Source organism: Nocardioides sp. CPCC 206348 (assembly GCF_048654705.1).
GTDB lineage: Bacteria > Actinomycetota > Actinomycetes > Propionibacteriales > Nocardioidaceae > Nocardioides.
In genome coordinates this window covers 34,328-53,353 of record NZ_JBMCZA010000088.1, presented here as the reverse complement: position 1 = coordinate 53,353, position 19,026 = coordinate 34,328, and the positions used below count along the sequence as shown (strand labels likewise).

15 protein-coding genes are annotated in these 19,026 nt (G+C 69.3%); 5 read left to right on the top strand and 10 right to left on the bottom strand.

Annotation, left to right across the window (positions count from 1 at the left end; genetic code table 11):
* Positions 1-749, bottom strand: a 749-nt coding sequence (locus tag ACOADB_RS04715; RefSeq protein ID WP_378596772.1) for a wax ester/triacylglycerol synthase domain-containing protein, incomplete at its 3' end; no start/stop codon positions are given.
* 250 nt (positions 750-999) lie between these two features.
* On the opposite strand from ACOADB_RS04715, the gene ACOADB_RS04710 reads away from it, so the two are divergent.
* Both ACOADB_RS04710 and ACOADB_RS04705 read left to right on the top strand, forming a co-directional pair.
* On the top strand, positions 1,000-2,703 hold the full coding sequence (locus tag ACOADB_RS04710) for a phytoene desaturase family protein (protein ID WP_378596771.1): 1,704 nt from the start codon (positions 1,000-1,002) through the stop codon (positions 2,701-2,703).
* Positions 2,704-2,901: 198 nt separating this feature from the next.
* A complete protein-coding gene (locus ACOADB_RS04705; RefSeq protein WP_378596770.1) occupies positions 2,902-3,948 on the top strand; it encodes a hypothetical protein in 1,047 nt (348 codons plus the stop codon).
* A 55-nt stretch (positions 3,949-4,003) separates the two neighbouring features.
* On the opposite strand, the gene ACOADB_RS04700 is transcribed toward ACOADB_RS04705, so the two are convergent.
* The gene (locus ACOADB_RS04700; protein WP_378596769.1) at positions 4,004-4,621 is read right to left on the bottom strand and encodes a TetR/AcrR family transcriptional regulator; all 618 of its coding nucleotides are present in this window, start codon (positions 4,619-4,621) and stop codon (positions 4,004-4,006) included.
* A gap of 74 nt (positions 4,622-4,695) precedes the next feature.
* Here ACOADB_RS04700 and ACOADB_RS04695 point away from each other — a divergent pair, with 74 nt between their 5' ends.
* From ACOADB_RS04695 to ACOADB_RS04685, 3 genes are read left to right on the top strand one after another with little or no spacing between them, the layout of a single operon-like run.
* Positions 4,696-5,985: a TetR family transcriptional regulator gene (locus ACOADB_RS04695; RefSeq protein WP_378596768.1), complete on the top strand. Its 1,290-nt coding sequence runs from the start codon at positions 4,696-4,698 to the stop codon at positions 5,983-5,985.
* 1 nt (position 5,986) lies between these two features.
* Positions 5,987-6,982, top strand: a complete 996-nt coding sequence (locus ACOADB_RS04690; RefSeq protein ID WP_378596767.1) for a spirocyclase AveC family protein — start codon at positions 5,987-5,989, stop codon at positions 6,980-6,982.
* Between the two features lie 31 nt (positions 6,983-7,013).
* Positions 7,014-7,637, top strand: coding sequence for a TetR/AcrR family transcriptional regulator (locus ACOADB_RS04685; protein WP_378596766.1), 624 nt, complete (start codon positions 7,014-7,016; stop codon positions 7,635-7,637).
* Here ACOADB_RS04685 and ACOADB_RS04680 read toward each other — a convergent pair whose 3' ends face one another.
* Genes ACOADB_RS04680 through ACOADB_RS04645 form a run of 8 tightly spaced genes read right to left on the bottom strand, consistent with a single transcriptional unit; the run spans position 7,638 to position 18,938 of the window.
* On the bottom strand, positions 7,638-8,714 hold the full coding sequence (locus ACOADB_RS04680) for a peptidyl-prolyl cis-trans isomerase (RefSeq protein WP_378596765.1): 1,077 nt from the start codon (positions 8,712-8,714) through the stop codon (positions 7,638-7,640).
* Positions 8,711-11,005 (bottom strand): RND transporter, encoded by a 2,295-nt coding sequence (locus ACOADB_RS04675; RefSeq protein ID WP_378596764.1) that lies wholly within the window; start codon positions 11,003-11,005, stop codon positions 8,711-8,713. Before ACOADB_RS04675 ends, ACOADB_RS04680 begins: the two co-directional genes overlap by 4 nt.
* A gap of 15 nt (positions 11,006-11,020) precedes the next feature.
* Complete coding sequence (locus ACOADB_RS04670; RefSeq protein ID WP_378596763.1) at positions 11,021-12,355, bottom strand: MlaD family protein; 1,335 nt, start codon at positions 12,353-12,355, stop codon at positions 11,021-11,023.
* On the bottom strand, positions 12,352-13,569 hold the full coding sequence (locus ACOADB_RS04665; RefSeq protein ID WP_378596762.1) for an MlaD family protein: 1,218 nt from the start codon (positions 13,567-13,569) through the stop codon (positions 12,352-12,354). Before ACOADB_RS04665 ends, ACOADB_RS04670 begins: the two co-directional genes overlap by 4 nt.
* Positions 13,569-14,963 (bottom strand): MlaD family protein, encoded by a 1,395-nt coding sequence (locus tag ACOADB_RS04660; RefSeq protein ID WP_378596761.1) that lies wholly within the window; start codon positions 14,961-14,963, stop codon positions 13,569-13,571. The genes ACOADB_RS04665 and ACOADB_RS04660 overlap by 1 nt, the downstream gene beginning before the upstream one ends.
* Positions 14,963-16,270 (bottom strand): MlaD family protein, encoded by a 1,308-nt coding sequence (locus tag ACOADB_RS04655; RefSeq protein WP_378596760.1) that lies wholly within the window; start codon positions 16,268-16,270, stop codon positions 14,963-14,965. The genes ACOADB_RS04660 and ACOADB_RS04655 overlap by 1 nt, the downstream gene beginning before the upstream one ends.
* Positions 16,267-17,691 (bottom strand): MlaD family protein, encoded by a 1,425-nt coding sequence (locus ACOADB_RS04650; protein ID WP_378596759.1) that lies wholly within the window; start codon positions 17,689-17,691, stop codon positions 16,267-16,269. Before ACOADB_RS04650 ends, ACOADB_RS04655 begins: the two co-directional genes overlap by 4 nt.
* A complete protein-coding gene (locus ACOADB_RS04645) occupies positions 17,688-18,938 on the bottom strand; it encodes an MlaD family protein (protein WP_378596758.1) in 1,251 nt (416 codons plus the stop codon). Before ACOADB_RS04645 ends, ACOADB_RS04650 begins: the two co-directional genes overlap by 4 nt.
* Positions 18,939-19,026: the final 88 nt, after the last annotated feature.

Sequence of the window (19,026 nt, the reverse complement as noted above, 5' to 3'; positions counted from 1 at the left end):
CCGCCGACCACGTTGGCGACGGTCTTGAGCCGTTCGAGCGGCCACTGGTCACCGGCGAAGCGTCGGGCGCCGCCGACCTTGACGTTCAAGGGCGACGGCGGCGCCTCGAAAGGCACCGTCGCGCTGTCGTCACGCCCCATCTCGATCAGCGACTTCACGGCGGTGGCGCCGCGCAGCACGGGCGCCAGGCTCAGGCCACTGGCCGCGACGGAGGCCCGACGCGGTCGCTTCGGGCCCGCAGCCCAGGGCGGCAGGCAGCTCCGGTCGTCAGGGTCCGGGGTCAGGCTGCCGAGGACGTGCTTGGCCAGCGACATCCCGTCAGCAATGGCGTGATGGGTCTTGAAGGCGGTGGCGAAGCGACCGCCTTCGAGGCCTTCGAAGACGTGGAACTCCCACAAGGGACGGCGCCGGTCCAGCTGGACCCCGTGCTGCACGGACACCGCTTCAAGGAGTTCGCGGACCCGGCCGTGGCCGGGGAGCGCCGAGTGCCGCACGTGGTGGTCGAGCTCCACCGGCTCGTCGTCGATCCAGCGCAGCGTGGAGGGCGAGAGCAGCCTGCGCGCGGGACGCCGCTTGAACACCGTCTTGAGGTCGTCGCTGGCGAGCAACTGCTGGAAGTAGCTGGTGACCCACTCCTGCGGGTCGGCATCGACCGGCGGGCGGTACAGCTGCAGCGTGATGACCTGAGCCGGGCGGCCGGCGGCCTCGCCCAGCAGGAACATCGCATCACCGATGGCGATGTTGTTCATGACGTGACCTCCGCTTGCCCCATGGCGGCGAGGGCTGGCGCCCCGCTCACGGCTGAGCATAACTTGACTTATGGTCAGTGGCAACATGCTTCCCGCCACCCCAGCAGGACGCCGACGACCGGCCTTGACGCGGACAGCCCGCCGGGGTCCAATTCTATGGCACCGTAAATTCGAGGTAGCGGATTCGGCAATCTTTCTCTAATCTGGAATAGAAAACACGATCCACCTCCCCGCACCGAGGAAGCCCGCCATGCCGCAGACCGACCAGACTCCCCGCGAAGCCGACGTCGTCGTCGTCGGCTCCGGCCACAACGGCCTCGTGGCCGCCGCCTACCTGGCCAAGGCCGGACTTGACGTGCTCGTCGTCGAGGCCTCGCCGACCGCCGGCGGCATGACGTCCACGAACCCATTCCCCGAGGCCCCGGAATACATGATGAACGAGGCCTCCATCCAGGCCTCGTTGTTCCGCACCACCACCATCGACCGGGATCTCGAGCTCTCCTCGCGCTACGGGCTGCGCCAGACGGTCATCGACCCCGCGCACTTCCAGCTCGCAGCCGACGGGTCCTCGCTGGGCCTGTGGCGCGACCCCCGCAAGACCGCCGCCGAGCTCGAGTACTTCTCCAAGAAGGACGCCCGGGCACTGCTCGAGCTCTACGAAGTGATCGACGCCGCCGTCGAGCTGGGCCTTCCGATGATGCAGACCAGCCCGACCAAGCCCGAGATCATGAACGTGCTGAAGTCGGCCAAGGGGCTGGTCAAGAACCGCAAGCAGATGGCAGCCCTGGGCCGCTGGATGACCTCCTCCCAGGCAGAGGCCATCGAGGAGTCCTTCGAACACGACATGATCCGGGCTCCCCTGCTCACCTCCCTCCCCTTCATGCCGTTCGACGCCGATCTGTCCGGCTGGTCATTGATCTACCTCGGCGTCCTCAGCAAGTACGGCGTCGCGATGTTCCACGGCGGCACGGGCTCCCTGCCCAAGGCCCTGATCAAGGTCATCCGCGACAACGGCGGCGACGTGATCACGTCGTCGCCGGTCGAGGAGATCCTGGTGACCAACAACCGGGCGGTGGGCGTCCGGATCGCTGGAGGCGTCGAGATCAAGGCCAAGCGCGCCGTCCTCACGGCCTGCAGCCCCAAGACGACCCTCACCAGGCTCCTGCCCCGCGGCGTCCTCGCACCCAAGGTCCAGAACGCCGCCGATCACATCCCCACCAAGAAGCGCGGGATCTCCGACCTCAAGGTCAACGTCGCCCTTTCGGGCACGATCGACATGAGCAAGCACGAGAAGTGGCGCGGCGACGGCATCGACCTGCGCATCGCCTGCAACTGCTACCACACCTACGAGCAGGCGCTGGCCGCCGCGCGCTCGTGTGTGCGTGGCCAGGTCCCCGACGCCATCCCCGGTCTCGCCCAGGTCACCAACGCCTTCGACCCCTCCATGTCGCCCGAGGGCAAGGACCTCTTCTGGTTCTGGAGCGGACTTGCACCCTCGATCCCCGAGGACGGCTGGGACGTCGCGCGCAAGCAGATCACCGACTCGGTCATCAGGGACGCCGACGAGTACTACAAGGGTGTCGACGAGATGCAGGTCGCCGTACGCCCCCTGGTCATGCCCGACATCGAGGAGCGGTTCTGGGCCATTGACGGCTCGGTCTACCACGTCGACCCGACCCTGAGCCGGTTCGGCCCGAACAAGCCCGTCGCGGGCCTGGCCGGCTACAAGACCCCGGTGGACGGCCTCTTCCTCACCGGGTCGGGCACCCACCCCGTCGCCGGCATCAGCGGCATGCCCGGCCAGAACGCCGCCCGAACGATGCTCAAGCAGTTCGGCCTGGAGGACAAGGGCGGCCGGATCGGCCAGCTCAGGTCCAAGCTCACCCAGGACCGTCGCAGCAGCAAGGGCGACGACTACACCTCCGGCCAGAACGACCCCTTCCCGGGCCGCTGAGGACGTGTCGAGCGCGCTGGCCCGCCCTCGACCACGAACCGGCCCGGAGCTGCCCGACGGCAGCTCCGGGCCGGCTTCGTCCCGGCATCGGAAACTGCGCGTAAATTTATCTAGCCTTAAAATCACACAACTTGTACGATCAACGAACACACTGTTCGAATCCGCCTTCGTCGGCCACGATCATGAAGGACGCACACGATGCTCTTCGGCACCGACAACATCACCGATCCGGTCCCCGTACCGCCGGGCTTCGAGCCCGGGTACTCCCCCATCGACGGCTACGGGAACCTGCTCCCGCACCCATCGCCGATCATCGCCAGCGACTTCGATGCCTGGTTCTTCCTCTTCTGGGCCGGTCTGCTCGTCGTCGGCCTGGCCGTCCCGTGGGCAACGGTCCGGCTCTTCAAGCACAAGGACCCACTGCCCTGGCTGATGCTGCTCGCCGGCTTCGGCACCTCGCTCGGCGAGCCCATGCTCGACCTGGTCGGCCACCTGCGCTGGTCGGAGAACATCCACGGCCCGGCCTTCACCAACTTCGGCATCCCCGTGCCCCTGCTGATCCCACCCTGCTACGCCCTGTTCATGGGCCTGGAGGCCTACTGGATCTGGTCGATCATCCAGAAGGGCATCAACAAGCGCGCCTTCTTCCTGATGTTCGCGGCCGTCGGCATCAGTGACGCGATCATGGAGCACCCGGGCGTGATCATGGGCGTCTACGAGTACTACGGCCAGCAGCCGTTCGAGTTCTACAAGTTCCCGTTCTACTGGTCCTTCATCAACGGCGCCGCCATCTGCTCGATCGCCGTCGTGCTCCACTACGTGTGGCCGCGCGTCCAGGGCAAGGGCCTCAAGATGCTCTGGGTCGTCCCGATCGGCATCGTCGCCACCACGGCTGCAGAGTTCGGCACCGGCTTCCCGGTCTTCCTGGCCATCAACGCCGACATCCCGGTCTGGCTGCAGTGGGTCATCGGATCCGGATCGCTGTTCCTCGCTGTCTTCTGGATCAGCAAGCTGGGTGACCTCGTCTGCACTGAGTCGAGCCTGAACTGGACCTTCTGGGGCCTGTTCAAGTCGCGCTTCATGACGCCCTCGGCGCGCCACCGCTACATCGAGAGCATCGGCTGGAACGCCGACATCGAGCCGCCCTCCTCGGAATGGCCGCCTGTCCGATGGGTCGAACGTGCCGTCTCACCGACGACGACGTCGACGCCGGGCAGCACACCCCCCGAGAAGGTCGGTGTCTGACCAGCACGCCCCGTCCCTCGGCCCGTCGCACCCGCGGCGGGCCGAGGGCCGTTCGTCATTCGGCGTAGAGGGCGCTCCACATGAGGTTCGCGACGGCCTCGAGCTGCCGTTCGCTCTCGTCGCCACTGGCGTCGGCAACCAGGTGGTACAGCCCGCGCTCGAGCATCCAGACCAGCCACTGCCCCGTGCGGTCCGCGTCGAGGTCCGCTCGGACCAGGGCCCGCAGATGGAGCGTGAGTCCGTCGGTCGCCCGCGCGACGAGCGCCGAGTGCAACTCACGGATACCCGGGTCGTACGACGCCGCGTCGGTGATCGAACGCAGGATCTGACGGTGCTCGCGGTAGGTCACGAACAGCGGCCGCAGTGCATCGCGCACGGCATCCGGACTGTCCGGAACTCCCAGCTCGAACCACGGAGCCCCCGCCTCGGCGAGGTCGATCGTCACGTCCTCGGCCATCGCCGCCAACAGGGCTGCCTTGTCGGAGAAGTAGGAGTAGAACGTCGAGCGCGACACACCGACGGCCGTGATCAGTCGCTCGACGCTGAGGTCGGAGTACTGCTCCCCCGCCTCGAGCAGCGGTGCGACCACCCCGATGAAGTGGCGAGCCAGGACCAGCCGCCGCTTCTCCCGGGAGGGCTGCAGCGGATTCGCCGACTCCTTCACGCGCGCCATGCGGGAACCCTACCGACCCGCGGGACCGAATCGAACACCGTGTACGACTTGTCGGCCCGGGCGGTGAGTGCGTCGTGGTGACCTCCACCCAGGAACGTGCAGGGATCGCGCAGGTGGTCGAGCACCGCCCCGGTGGCACGGCCACCCGCATCCTCGACGCAGCGGCCCGGCTCCTCGCCGAGAAGGGGTACGGCGGCCTGCGGATCTCGGACGTCGCGAAGGCCGCGGACGTCCGGCCCGCTGGCATCTACTACTACTTCGCGTCCCGCGAGGTACTGGTCGAGGAAGTGCTCTGGTTCGGCATGGCCCGACTGCGACGCCACGTCGAGGAGACCCTGCTCGCCGCCGGCGACGAGGTCCCCGCGGTCGACCGCCTCCTGCTGGCCGTGGAGATGCATCTGCGCTACGAGCTGGAGATCTCCGACTACACGCAGGCCTCGATCCGCAACGCCGGCCAGGTGACCCCCGAGATCCGCGAGCGGCAGCGCCAGGAGTTCCGCGCCTACCGCCAGCTGTGGCTCGACCTCGTCGACGCCGCTGCCAACGAGGGTGGTCTGGCCCCCGACGCCGACCGACGTCTCGGCGTGATGCTGACGATCGGGGCCCTCAACGGGACGGTGGAGTGGTGGCGCCCGCACCGCGACGACCTCCAGACGGTCATCGACCATGCCTGCCTGCTGGTGCGGCACGGCCTGCTCGGCCCTGCCGGCACCGCTCCGGCATCCGCTGCCCCCGCCGCGCCCCCGACTGCCCCGGTGTCCTCCGAGACTCGCGACCGGATCCTGGCGGCGACGGCCGCCACCCTGCGGGCCCGGGGCTACTCGAAGTGCCACTTGTCGGAGATCGCCGAACGCGCCACCGTGCAGGCGCCAGCGATCTACCACTACTTCACGTCGCGCGACGCCCTGATCACCGAGGTGCTCTCGCTCGGCCAGCGCGCTGTCGGCCACCACATGCGCGACGCGGTCGAGGCGCTCCCGGCAGACGCGGATCCCCGGCACCACGTGGCCGCACTCACCGAGGCCTACCTGCGGGTGGAGCTCGAGCTCAGTGACTTCGCGACCGCTGTGACCCGCAACGCGGGACAGGTATCGGCGCCCATCCGCGCTGCCCTCCGGGTCGAGGGCGACCGCCTGCACGCCCTGTGGCACGCGCCGCTCGAGGACGCCGCCGCGATGGGGCTCCTGCGCCCGGGCCTCGACCCGACCATCACCCGGATGCTCGTCCTGGGAGCGCTGAACTGGGTCCCGGAGTGGTGGCACCCGGACGTCCCTGTCGACCGGCTGGTCCTGGCGGCCCAGGGCCTGCTCGGAAACGGACTGTTCCCGTCACCCCTGACCACCGCACCACCTCGAGGAGACTGACATGGCTCAGCTGGCCCGGCTCGACATCGAGCAGATCACCCCTGCCACGCGACCGGCGAGCAAACCGGTGTTCGTCTGGGCGGGCATCGGCGTCGTCTGGGCGATCGTCGCCGTCGTGACCCTCTACGGCTGGGTCACCGGCGACGACTTCGGACCTCCCGAGGTCCGCGGCCCGGACCAGATGGACGCCGGCAAGCTCATCGGACTACGGATCGTCGAGGCGATCAGCACCGGCGTGCTGGCGATCGCCGTCTACTTCCTGGCCTGGAAGCCGTGGCGGCGCACCCGGCACATCACCTTCGATGCGCTGCTCCTGCTCGGTGGCGTCAGCGCGTTCGTGATGGACTGCTGGCTGAACACGCAGTCCTTCCTGTTCGCCTTCAACTCCCACTCGGTGAACCTCGGCGCCTGGTCCTCCTCGCTGCCCTTCCACGACGACTCCGTGCCCAGCCACTACGCAGAGGCGCTGCTGTGGGGGATGCCGATGTACATCTACTTCTGCTCAGCGCTCGGTTTCGTGAACACGTTGGCTGCTCGTCGACTCCGGGCCAGGTGGCCAGGGCTGTCGACCCAGGGCATCCTGGCAATCCTCTTCGTCGGCGACCTGGCCTTCGACTTCGTCGTCGAGAACGTCATCATCCGCACCACCGAGGCGTACTCCTTCGTCCAGACCAACGGCCCACTGACGATCTGGGACGGGGAGCAGCACCAGTTCCCTCTCTACGAGACCTTCCTCGTCGCCTGCATTGCGATGTGCTTCACCTACGCACGCTGGTCGGCGGACTGGGACGCCGACGGCCTGTCGGTCATCGAGCGCGGCGTGCTGTCCGTACCGGCGTCGTACCGACTGATCGTGCGCATGCTCGCTGCGATCGGGTTCTGCGCCGTGGTCCTGATGATGTGCTACCACCTGCCGTTCAACTGGATCAGCCTGACGGGCGACTCGTTCGCCGACCTGCCCAGCTATCTCGCACCAGCGGGGCTGACCCTCCCGTAGCCGGCGGTCCGGCGTCCCTAGACTTGCGACCATGGCAGGCAAGGGCGGCGGACGGGCCGATCGGACGACGACGGCGAAGTCCGAGGCCACCCGCGCGCGGGTGCTCGACGCCGCGGCCCGGGTGCTCGCCCGGGAGGGCTACTCCGGCACGAAGCTGACGGACGTCGCGCGCGAGGCCGACATCCAGGCCCCGGCGATCTACTACTACTTCGCCAGCCGTGAGGACCTCATCGAGGAGGTCGCCGCAACCGGGGCCACCACGTTGCTGGCGAAGGTGAACGCGGCGATCGCTGAGCTCCCGGCCGACGCCGGTCCGCTGGACCGCATCGACGCCATGACCGAGGCCCACCTCCGGTTCACGATGACGGCTCCCGACTACGCCCGCGCCGTGCTCCGCAACGGAGACCAGTTCCCCGAGGACATCCCGCTGCGCCACGTTGCGGTCATGCAGCGCTATCACAAGGTGTGGACCACCCAGCTGCGCGAGGCCCAGAAGGCCGGGCTGCTGGACGCCGGCGTCGACCTGACCATCGCGCGACACCTGACGATCGGTGCCTTGAACAGCACGATGGACTGGTGGACCCCGGGGCGCTCCTCCATCACGAAGGTCATCGCCCAGACCCGCTTCCTCCTCCGCCAGGGCCTCGGCGGCTGATCACTCCGTCGCTGCGGGGGTCTGCGGTGCTGAGGGCGTCTGGTTCGCGGGCGACGGGGTGGAGCTCGCCGGCGGCGAGGCCGGGTCGTCGGGGAGGTATCCGTCGGCGTACTCGACGTCGGCGCCCTTGAGCTCCTCGGCGAGGAAGTCGCGCCACACCTTCAGGCTGGCCTCGGCCGAGAGGCGCTGGACGATCTCGCCCTTGACGTCCTCGAAGCTCACGGGTCGTGCCTTCACCACTTCGGCGACCTGGCCGACGTTCCAGCCGTAGCTGGTCCTGACCGGGCCGAAGATCTCGCCCACGGCTGCCGAGAAGGCAATCTTCCCGTAGCCGTCCTCCAGCTGGTCGGCGGTGACGAGGCCAAGTCGACCGCCGTCGTCCTTGGTGCTGCCGTCGAGCGACCACGTGGCCGCGAGCGGGCCGAGCTTGCCGGACTTGCGGGCCAGGCGGGCCACGCGGTCCGCATCGGCGCGGGTCTCGACGACGACGTTGACGAGCTGGCGCCCCTCCGGGGTGACCATGTCGCCCTCGTTGTCGTCGTACTTCTTCTGCGCCTCGGCCTCGGTCGCCTCCGGGACGTCCGCTGTCACCTCGTCGACGAGCCGGGACGTGGCGAGCTGTGCGCGGATCTCGTCGAGCACGTCGCGTTCCGAGATCCCGCTGGTCGAGAGGAACTCGACGAACGCGTCGCGACCGCCCGTGAGCTGCTGGTCGATGAGCTTGTCGAGCTCGGTCTGCGCTTCCTTGTCGGAGATCACGATGTCGCGCTTCGCGGCGGCGTCCGCGAGCACCAGGCTCACGACCATCGACTTCGCGGAGTCGCGGTTGAAGTCGTCCGTCCTCGAGGCGTCGTCGGGACGCTTCACGCCGTACAACGCCTCGAGGACCTCGAGCCGGTCGTCGAGCTGGGTCGTGGTGACCACGCGGTCGCCGTACCGGAACGCGGCGCCCTCCGGCAGGTCATCGGCCTGCGCCACTCCGAAGGCGATCCCGCCCCCAGCCAGGGCAATCGCCAGGACACCGGTGACCAGTCGGCCACGAGTCGTGCCGAGCACCTGCTTGAGCCTGTCGATCACGACGACACCTCCACCAGTTCTTTTTCGGGTACGTCGGCCTGTTCCGCGTCCTCGGGGTTCTCGCGCAGGACCACCCGGTCGACGAGCAACGCGGCCACGAAGGAGCACACCACGCCACCGGCGAGCAGCAGGCCGAAGTCGCGGAGCACCGCCAGCTCCGACAGAGCGAGCACCAGGTAGCCGGTGGTGCCGGCGAGAGCGGCTGTTCCGACGGCGCGAAGATCGGCCCCTCGTCGCAACATCACGGAGAACTCACAACCGGTCGCGGTCACGAGGGATCCGAGCGCGATGGTGAGCGGGTTCAGGGAGCCGGTGGTCGCGGCGGCGAGGAGTGCGACCCAGCCGGTCGACACGACCACGGTCAGCACGGCCCTCATCGCGTCGTCGCGGGAGCGGAGTCCGATCCAGATCGCGGCGCCGGCGAGCCCGATGCCGGCGAGGTTGATCCACAGCCGTCCGTCGCCGACGAGCTCCAGGCCACGGGCCGCGGAGACGGGGAGGCCGACGGTGTCGACCTCGACCCCGTCGGGCGGGGTGCCGACCGCCTCGTCGAGGTCGTCGAGCAGGTCGCTGAGTCCGGCGACGTCGTCGAACTCGACGGCGAGGACCACGACTCCTTCGGCGCGGTCGGACCGGAGCACTGCCGAGGAGAGGTAGCGCGGCATGACGGCGACGGCGGCCTTGATCTGGTCTGCGGTCGGCTCGGCGCCGAGGAAGCGGAGCAGGTCAGCGACGCTGAGGACCGGGTGCACGCGGTCGCCGAGCTCGGTGACGATCCGGGTCTGGGCGTGCTGGCTCCAGGCCAGGACCTCCGGAGACGTGACGTCCTCGGCCTTGATCACCAGGCTCACCTCGCCCGCGGATCCGAGCAGGTCCTCGGCGTACCGGGCGTCATCGAGCTCGGGAAGTCCGGCGGCCAGCTCGTCGGGTTGGGCTTCGACCGCCAGTCCGGACAGGGCGATCCAACCAAGTCCCGCGGTGACGACGAGGGCGGCCGTGACGATGCCGCGTCCCAGGCCGGCCCGGGGCCAGGAGAACGCCGGACCGTCAGCGGACGTGCGCTTCGCCGGCGCCGGGTCCGGGACGGGACCGAAGTGCCACCGGACCGCGAGGGCCGTGGCGACGGTGAGCAGGATGCCCACGGCCAGGGCGATGCCCAGCTCGCGAACGAACGGGAGCGGCGACAGGGCCAGTGATCCGAAGCCCAGCATCGCGGCCAGGGCGGTCACCAGGACGGCCCGGTCGGACCTGCCGCGGGAGAGGTAGAGCGGGAAGTCGCTGCCGATGCCGAGCAGGATCGGCAGGAAGGCGACCACTCCGAGGGACAGTGGCTGGCCGGCCCATCCGAAGCAGGACAGGGTGGCCGCCGTACCGACGAGGGCTGCGGCGGTGGGCCGCAGGCGCGAACGACGTCGGGAGGTCCAGCCCACGAACAGGAAGATGAGGCCGACGGCACCGACAGCGACGGCGCCGAGGACCGGGAGCTCGGCACGGCCGCGGTCGGCGAGGCCGGATGCGACCACCGGTGCGCCGGTGACGGTGGTGCGGCTGAGCTCGAGGTCGACGTCCTTGACGGCCGATCGCACTCCGTCGACCAGTCGAGTGGTGCCTTCGGCGTCGAGCCCGGCTCGCGGACGGACGAGGACGGTCACGCTGGTCGGGGAGGGCACCAGGTAGCGCCACTGCGGACGGGCCTCGAGGTTCTCCTCCTCGAAGAGGACGGTCTGCACGAAGCGCGGGTTCTTCAGCGTGGGCAGCCCGGCCGGCAGGCCCTGCACCATCAAAGCGCCGTACCGCTCGTCGAAGCGGGCGAGCGCGGCCTCGCCGAGCTCCTTGACCTTGTTCTCGGGGATCCCGCGCTCGCGGGCCCTGGCCATGACTTCCTGGCGGTAGCCGTCGCGCCGGCCGGAGATCTGGGCGAGCATGTCCTGGGCCGCACCGGCGGTCTGGTTCAGGACCGTGCCAGGTCCGTAGACCGCGGCGACGTCGGGCAGGTTCGCCAACTGACCCTCGAGTCCTACCAGCCGCACCAGCGCTTCCGGGTCGTTGAACAGCGCACGCGGTTCGCTGGTCTCGAGGACGACGATGACGGGGTCTCCCCCGAAGTCGTCCGCCTTGGCAGCGAGCGCCTTCTCGACGGGATCACCCGCGGGCAGGAACGAAGCGGTGCTCGTGTCGATCTCGACCCGCAACAGGCCGAGCACGATCACCGCACCCAGGGCGAGGGCCCCCAGCAACGCCGTCCACTGACGACGCTGCCGGGAACCGGTGTCACCGCTTCGATCGATCACGACCCCATCACCTGATCAGCGCTTCTCGACCCGGGGGTAGTCGCCCTTGCCGAACGGCCGGGGCTGGTCGACATTGCCGGGCAGCGGGTACGGGTTGTTCCACATCAGACCGCCCTTTTCGCTGGAGACGATCTTCAGCGGGTTGCCGCGCACCGTTCCGGGGCCCTCGGCCGTTGCCGTGAGCCGGATCGGGATGATGCCGTCCTCGGCGCGGACGTCGAACGACCCGCCGAAGCTGGCGAACAACGCACCCAGGTCGAGGCCGTACGGCGCCAGGTAGCTGAGCATCGGCTGGACATCGGCCAGGGTCCGCTGGGCATCGGGCACCAGGTGCTGCACGGTGGTGCCGAACGGCTTGACCTTGGTGAGCGTCGCCGGTGCCGAAGCCAGGACTCCGTCCAGGTCGGGCAGCAGCGCGCGCAGGTCGCGCGAGACCGGGCGCAGGTTGGTCAGCGCCCGGGACAGGTACGGCGAGGCGGCGCGGAGGTCGGCAGCGATCGGGGTCAACGGGACGCTCAGCTCGCTGAGCTTGCCCGCGGCGGTGTCGACGTTCGCGACGACCGACGGCAGCAACCGCACCGTCTCCTCGATCTTGTCCTGGTTGTCGGCGGTCGCCTGGGTGAGCTCCTGGGCATCGCTGACCAGACCCACGATCTGGCCCTGTCCGGTGTCGAGGGCATCGAGCAGGAGGCGCGCCTCGACGCTGAGCTCCTGGAGGTCGTCGCTCTGCTTCGCGAGGGCGTCGAGGACGGTGCTGCCCTCGGTCCCGACGTGCCCGAGACCGGTCATCAGTCCGTCGAGGTCCGCGCCGCGCCCACGGGTGGCCGTGTCGAGGGCCTGGACGGCGCTGCTCAGGTGCACCCGGGTGGGTTCGTCGAGGGTGTCGAGGAGCTCGTCGACGTCGACCGACGGCGTGACCGCGGCACGGTCGAGGACGGTCTCGTCCTCGAGCTCGCCGCCCTCGCCGTCGACCACCTCGACGAACGAGGAGCCGACGAGCGACTTGACGCCGATCCGGACGTTCGCTCCCTCGTGCAGTGGCGCGGCCTGCTCCTCGATGCTGATCGTGACCTTGACGTGATCGCCGTCCTGCTCGGTCGACTCCACACGTCCGACGCGCACGCCGGCGATCCGGACCTCACCGAACTCCTTGAGGTTCTTGACGTCTTGTGACTGGAAGGTGATCTCGTAGCCGCCGCGGTCGGCGACGATCGGGATCTGCCCACCGGCCTTGACCCACAGGAAGCCGAACCCGAGGACACAGGCGAGGGCGAACAGGACGACGGTCCGCAGGCGCGGGTCGTGCACGACCGCTCCGACGCCGTTCCTGACTGCTGCACTGGGACTCACGACAGACCACCTCCGGTGGGATCGGTGACCTTCACGACGACGTTGGCGCGACCGAGGCCGCCGTTGACGTCTCCGAGGCTGAAGGAGGAGGACGTGTTGTAGACGAAGCCGCCGAGGTCGTCGAGCCACGGCACGAGGCGCTCGGTTGCTTGCGGCAGGTTGGCGAAGACCGGGCTGAGGTCGGCCAGCGCCGAGCTCAGGTTGCGGGTCAGCGGCCGCAGGTCGGCGACGACCGGGCGGGCCTCGCGGACGACAGGTCCGGCCTTGGCGACCAGGTCGCGCGCGTTGCTGACCGTGTTCGACAGACCCTTGATGGTGCCCGGCAGGTCCTCTGCCGAATCGTGCAGCTTGCGCAGCACCGGGCTCAGCTCGTCGGTGAGCTTCTTCGCATCCGTCATCGCCTTGCGCAGCGTCGTGGTCACGCCGGGCAGCCGGGCCAGCGAGGTGCTGAGCTCGGCGTCGCGGGCGCTGACGACTGCCAGGGTGTCCTGGAGCGCGTTGACCAGCTCGTCGAGGCGCTTGTCGTCCTCACCCGCTGCCGTGGCGATCTGGGACACGGACGTGACCAGGTGGCGCAGGTTCGCCCGGCGCGTCTGCAAGGCCTCGATGACTCCGGTGAAGTTGTTGGCGGCCTTGTCCATGGCCTTGACGCCGGGTGCAAGGTCCGTCGGCGCGGAGGCGAGCGCGACATCGGCCTGGGTGACCAGGTCCGTCAGGGCAGCCCGCGCCCGGTCATCGAGCTCATCGAGCAGCTCGTAGGGCTGCAGCACCCGCTGGGTCTGCGACACCGGGATGACACCGCCCTCGGCCAGCTTGCCCGCCGACGGGTCACCCGGATCGAGCATCACGTACATCACGTTGAGCGGGGTCTTGGACCGCAGCACCAGCTTCGCGTTCTGGTAGACCTCGTGCCCCTCGTCCAGGGTGAACGTCAGCCGGGCGTTGCCGCCATCGGTCGGCGCAGCGTCGGTGACCCGGCCGACGGTGACGCCAGCGATCCGGACCTCCTGGCGACTGGCCAGCTGGATCGCGGGTGCCTCGTCGAACTCGGCAGCGAACCTGTAGTTGTCGTCCCAGGGCTTGATGACCTGGTACTGCCCGAAGATGTAGCTCATCACGACGACTCCGGCCACCAGCAGCGACACCAGCAGTACGACGTCGCGGCCCAGGCCCGGCGTGTTCCTCATCCGCTCGATGGCGGTCTCGAACTTCATCACGGCACGAGCCCCAGGTTCTCGAAGACCGACGAACGCAGCGCGCCGGTGATGCCTGCCTGGTCCAGCGCCAGGGTGACCAGGCTGTCCAGGTCGAACGGAAGGCCGGACAGCGAGCTGAGCCCGACACCAGCCTGGAAGGCAAGCGTGGATCCCCGCTGGTCCTGGGACATCGACGCCCGGTCGATGTTGGTCGCCATGTAGGCCAGCTCCTCGTAGAACTTGTGGTCGGCGAGGTAACCGCCCCCGCCTCCGTCGTACTTGCCCTCGCCCTTCCACGGGCTGAGCACGAAGTCGGACACCGGACCGTTGACCCGGTCCAGCACCGGTCCGTGCAGGTTCTTCAGGACTCCGGTCGCGCGAGCGGCCGTCGGGACCAGGTCCTGGACCGCGGGACGAGCATCACGCAGCAGGGGCTTGAGGTCAGCCATCAGCGGGACAGCATCCTTCAGCAACGGGTCGAGCTCCTCGATCAGGTCAGCGATCTCGGGAGCGGAGGGGCGCAGCTCGGCCGCGGTGCCCTCGAGCTCGGTGACGGTGTCCGTCAGGCCGTCCAGCCCGACGTGGGTCTGGTGGATGGTGGCGGGCAGGTCGGCCAGCGTCTCGGAGAGCTCCCCCCGCCGCTCGGCGAGGACACCACTCGCGACGTTGAGGTTGCGCGCGATGTCCTTGAGCTGTCCGTCGCGGCGCGTCAGCACGTCGGCCGTGGTGTCGAGGTCCGCCACCAGGGCGGGCAGGTCGGTGCCGGGGCGGCTGCCACGGGCCGCTTTCACCACGTCTGCGCCAGGGTCCAGGACGCCGGGCGCCGTCTTGAGCAGCGCGTTGAGCTCGTCGTCGCTCTGCTCCAGCGTCTCGGCCGCAGAACCGCTCAGGCCCTGCAGCGCCTCACGAGCGGTGGCCGGCAGCGCCTCGGCGATGCGATCGAGCTCGACCGGCGCAGACGTGCGAGCCAGCGGAATGACCCCGTCGAACCTGCCCTCGCCGCCACCCGCGTGCAACTCGATGGCATAGCGACCACCGAGCAGCGTGCGCGGCTCGATCCTGGCGATCGGCTTGGAGCCCACCGTCGCGAGCGCGGCCTCCTCGACCTTCATCGTCACGATGCTGGTCCCTTCGTCGGTCCGTTCGATGTCCGTCACGGTGCCCACCGTCAGGCCGGCGATCTTCACCGATGAATCGTTCGCTCGCAGCTTGTAGCTGTCCGCGAACTCGGCAGAGATGGTCTGGCCCCCGCTGAAGTACGACGAGATCTCGGCCTTGGCGGCGAGCAGCCCCAGGACCAGGACGAGCAGCACGTAGAACTGCACGCCCAACCGGAAGTTGCGTCCCTTCGCGTACTCGGCCTTGGCAGCCGCGCCCGCTCCGAGCTCGGGTGCTGGATGACGCCTGGACATCAGTTGGCTCCTCCGCTGCAGTCGGTGACCGTGGCGTGGTCGTAGGACGTGCCGGGGCACGGGTAGAACTCGGACCGGTAGAGGGGGTCCGGGATGCCGGCGACGCTGAACAGTCCGACGCCGGTCAGCTGCGCGGCGAAGTAGTGCTGGTTCGGGTCCCCGTCGAGGATTCCCGACAGGAGGTCGTTCTGCGAGAAGAACCGGGCGACGTCGTTCGTGTACGGCACGAAGCGGTACAGCAGGTGCTCCAGGCTGTCGACCGACGCCTTGAGGGGAGCCAGCAACGGCCGGGCGTCCTGCAGGGTCTCGGTCAGCGAGGACAGGGCCGGATCAGCGGCCTTGGCCACGCCGGGGACCTTGTCGAGGGTGTCCGGTGACTCACGGAGGAAGGCCCGCAGGTCGGGGGTCGCGCCGCCGAGTGCACGCGCGCCGGGCTCGAGCTCGTCCAGGGCAACCTCGGCGTCGCCGAGCGGTGCGTAGAGGTCGTCCAGCGCCGTCTCCACCGTGGTGAGGGCCGCGGGGAGCCTGGCGATGGTCTCTGCGAGCGGCTTGCCGTTGTCGACGCCGAGCGCCTTCACGGTCCGGTCCGCGTTCTCGACCAGACCCTTGATCTCGTCGGTGCGTCCGTTGAACCGGTTGACGAGACGGTCGGCGCTGACCAGCAGTGCGGCGATGTCCATCCGGTCGCTGCCCGCAGCCTCCATGACGGTCTCGAGGTCCTCGAGCAGGTGGGGGGACGCGGCGAGCACGGCGTTGAGGTCCTCGCTGTGACCGGTCGTGCCCACGGCAAGCTCGCCCACGGCGTGCTGCAGGGAGGCACGGGTCTTCGGGTCGAGTGCCGAGAGGACGTCCTCCAGCGAGGTGGAGCTCCTGGTGGCCTCGAGAGCGATCACCTGCTCACCGAGCTCACCGGCTTCCGGCGTGCCCGGGTCGAAGCCGAGGTACTTCTTGCCCAGGGCGGAGGTGTTGCCGACGAACGCGCTGGCGTCCCGGTAGACGTCGACCTTGCCGTCGAGCCGTAGCGTCACCTCGGCCACGCCGTCGACGTACTCGATCTTGCTGACGGTCCCGACGCGCAGGCCGTCCTGCTTGACGTCCTTGCCGGTCTTGAGGATGCCGACGTTCTCGAACTGCGCCTTCACCTCGGTGTAGCGCTTGCCGGGGAGTGCACCACCGGTCTGGACGATGCCGCCGACCCAGCCGACGACGACGAGGGCGAGGAGCATGGCCACGCCGACGACGACCTTGCGGGCGACGTCGCGGTGGACGGGGCGGCGGACGGCGCGGCGGACGGGAAGGTTGCTCACTTGTTTCCTCCCAGGAGCTGACCGAGCAGGTTCTGTTCCTGCAGGGCGGTGAGGCCGAGGGCGCTGGTCGGGTCGGTGGCCGAGCTCGCCGAGGCCTTGGGCGGCTGCTTGCCGAGCAGGCCGAGCAGGCTTCCACCGAGGCCGTCCAGAAGCCCGTCTACGGTCTTGCCGAGGTCCGGAAGGCCGGGCAGCACGTTCGGGGCCTTGTTGCCCTTCGCGGCGGGCGCCGAGCCCTTCGGCAACGCGCCGACCGGGACGAGCGACTGCGCCAGCTGACTGAGCGTCGAGGGCGTCACGTAGACGACACCTCGGAAGTAGTGCGACAACCCGTCGCGCCCGTTGGTGCTCAGCGCCCACTTGCGGACGAAGTCCATGACGTCCTGGAGGTGGTTGTCGAGCAGCGCACGGCTGAGCGGCTTGAGGGAGGCTGCTGTCGACGCCAGGTCCGGACCTGCCTGACGCAGCGTCGCGACCACCGGGGCTGCCGCATCGAGCAGCCGGTCGGCCTCGTCGAGCACCGGCTTGAGCGAGGCGAGTGCGGGGTCGGCGGAGTCGGCGAAGTTGCGCAGCTCCTCGACCACGTCCTCGAGGTCGCCGGTCAGCGGCCGCAGGGCCTTGAGGGTGGGGGTTCCAGCCCGGGCTGTCGCGCCGAACCGGCCGAGCGTCCGCTGGGCGGCGAGCAGGGTGCCGGGCAGCTCCCGCAGGGTTGCCTCGAGTGCCACCTGCTGATCTCCGAGAGCGGCCAACGTGTCCCGAGTGGACTCGACCAGGGAATCGAGGGTCTTCCCGCCATCGGCAGCCAGCGCAGCCGTGACGGGGTCGGTGGCCTTGACCAGGCTGGCGAGCACCTCGTTCTGCTCGGACAGGATGGCGCCGACCTTGCCGGTGTCCTGCATGGCCGGCGCGAGCACCTTCAACGCCTTGGCCAGCTCGGCACCGTTGTCGTCGAGGCCCTCGCCGAGGGTCGTGACGAGCGAGGCAAGTCCTGCGGCGGTCGGATCCTCGAACGTGTTCAGCACGTCCTGCAAGGTCACGGCCACCGACGTCCGCTCCTCGGGGATCACCGTGGAGTCGGCGAAGGCCGCCTTGTCGGAACCGGCGTCGAGGTCGATGTAGTTCTCGCCGAGCACGTTGACCGGACGCATGGTCAACGTCGCGTCATCATGGAGCGGGAGCACACCGTCGTTCACGTCGATCGTGAGCCGGGCCTTGTCGCCGACCAGCACGATGTCGGAGACCTGACCGATGCGGACACCGGCCGAGCGGACCTCGGCGCCCTTCTCCAGCTGCCCTGCGTCGGCGATGGTGGTCGTGATCTGGTTGGCGTCGTTGTCTCCGCCTGACAGGACGAGACCCGCGGCGACAACGGCCACGGCCGTCACTCCGACGGCACTGCGGCGGAACAGGTTCGGGGCACTCATCGGACACCATCTCCGTTCGCGTCGGTCCACGGCTGCTCGATGAGCGAGCCCGGCTCGGGCTCCTTGGCCTGGAACATGAAGGGGGGCAGGATCCCCGGGTTGCTGTTGAACGAGCTGACCGACGCCGGGATGAGCGCGCGACCGAAGTGGCCGGCACCGTTCTTCGCCGAGAACAGCGACGCCCAGTTCGTCAGGAAGCCCACGATCTCGGGCGTGTACGGCCGCAGGAAGCTGACCGCCGGCTGGAGCTGCGTGAGCGCGGTCTCCAGGTCCGGGACGGTCTGCGTGGCGATCGACAACAGCCCGGGCGTCTGCTCGAGCAGCTCGTCGGCCGCATTCAGGGTGGGGCGCAGCTCGGCGACCACCGGCCGGAGGTCACGGAGCACGGGATCCAGACGCCTGGCCACCGACGGCAGCTTCGCGATGGCCGGCTGGAGGTCCTCCAGCAGCGGGACGGTCTCGTCGACCGCGCCGGGCACCTTCCCGAAGAACTTCTCCGCCGAACGCAGGGTGGCGGGGACCTCGTCGAGCGCGGTCCGCACCTGCCCGGCCTGTCGTACGGCGACCGCGACCAGCGCACGCAGGTCGCGCACCGTGCCGGCGACGTCGGCGTCCCGCGACGACAGCGCCTGCGTGACCTGGTGCAAGTTGGTCACGAGCGCCGAGATCGCATCGCCGTCCTTGCCGACGCCTTCGAGGATCTCGCCGAGACCCTCCACGAACGGGCCTGCCTCAGCAAGGGTGGTGTTGAGGTCGGTGTCGCTGCGGTTGAGCGTGGTGTCCAGCTGGCCGACGAGCTTCTTCACCTTGGCGCGGGTGGGCTCGTCGAGTGCCTTGACGATGTCGTCGAGCTCGACCCGTTCGGTGTCGGCCTTGAGCAGCTTGCCCTCCGGGAGGGCCGGATTGCTCTGCGGACCGGGCAGCACGTCGACGTACCGTCGGCCGACCACGGAGCTCCACCGCACATTGACGGTCGTTCCCGCGTGCAGCGGGGCGCTGTCGGGATCGAGGTCGAGCGCCAGGCGAGCCTGGTTGCCCTCGACCGTGACCTCGGCAACCCGGCCGACGTCCTGTCCGCCGATCCGGACCTTGGTGCCGGTGCCCACGCCGTCAGCGGCGGGGGTGAGGACGTCGAGCCGATAGGTGTCCTCCCCGGAGGCGGACTTGAGCCCGACCACTGCGACGACGGCAATGACGCCGCCGACCAGCCAGGGTCGGAGATTGTTGAACACAGCAGAAGAAGCCACGGGTCAGTCCATCCCCAGGGGGCCGTCAGCGGCGCCGGCCAGGAACTGGCGGACGAAGGGGTTGTCGGAGCCGAAGGCTCCGTCGGCA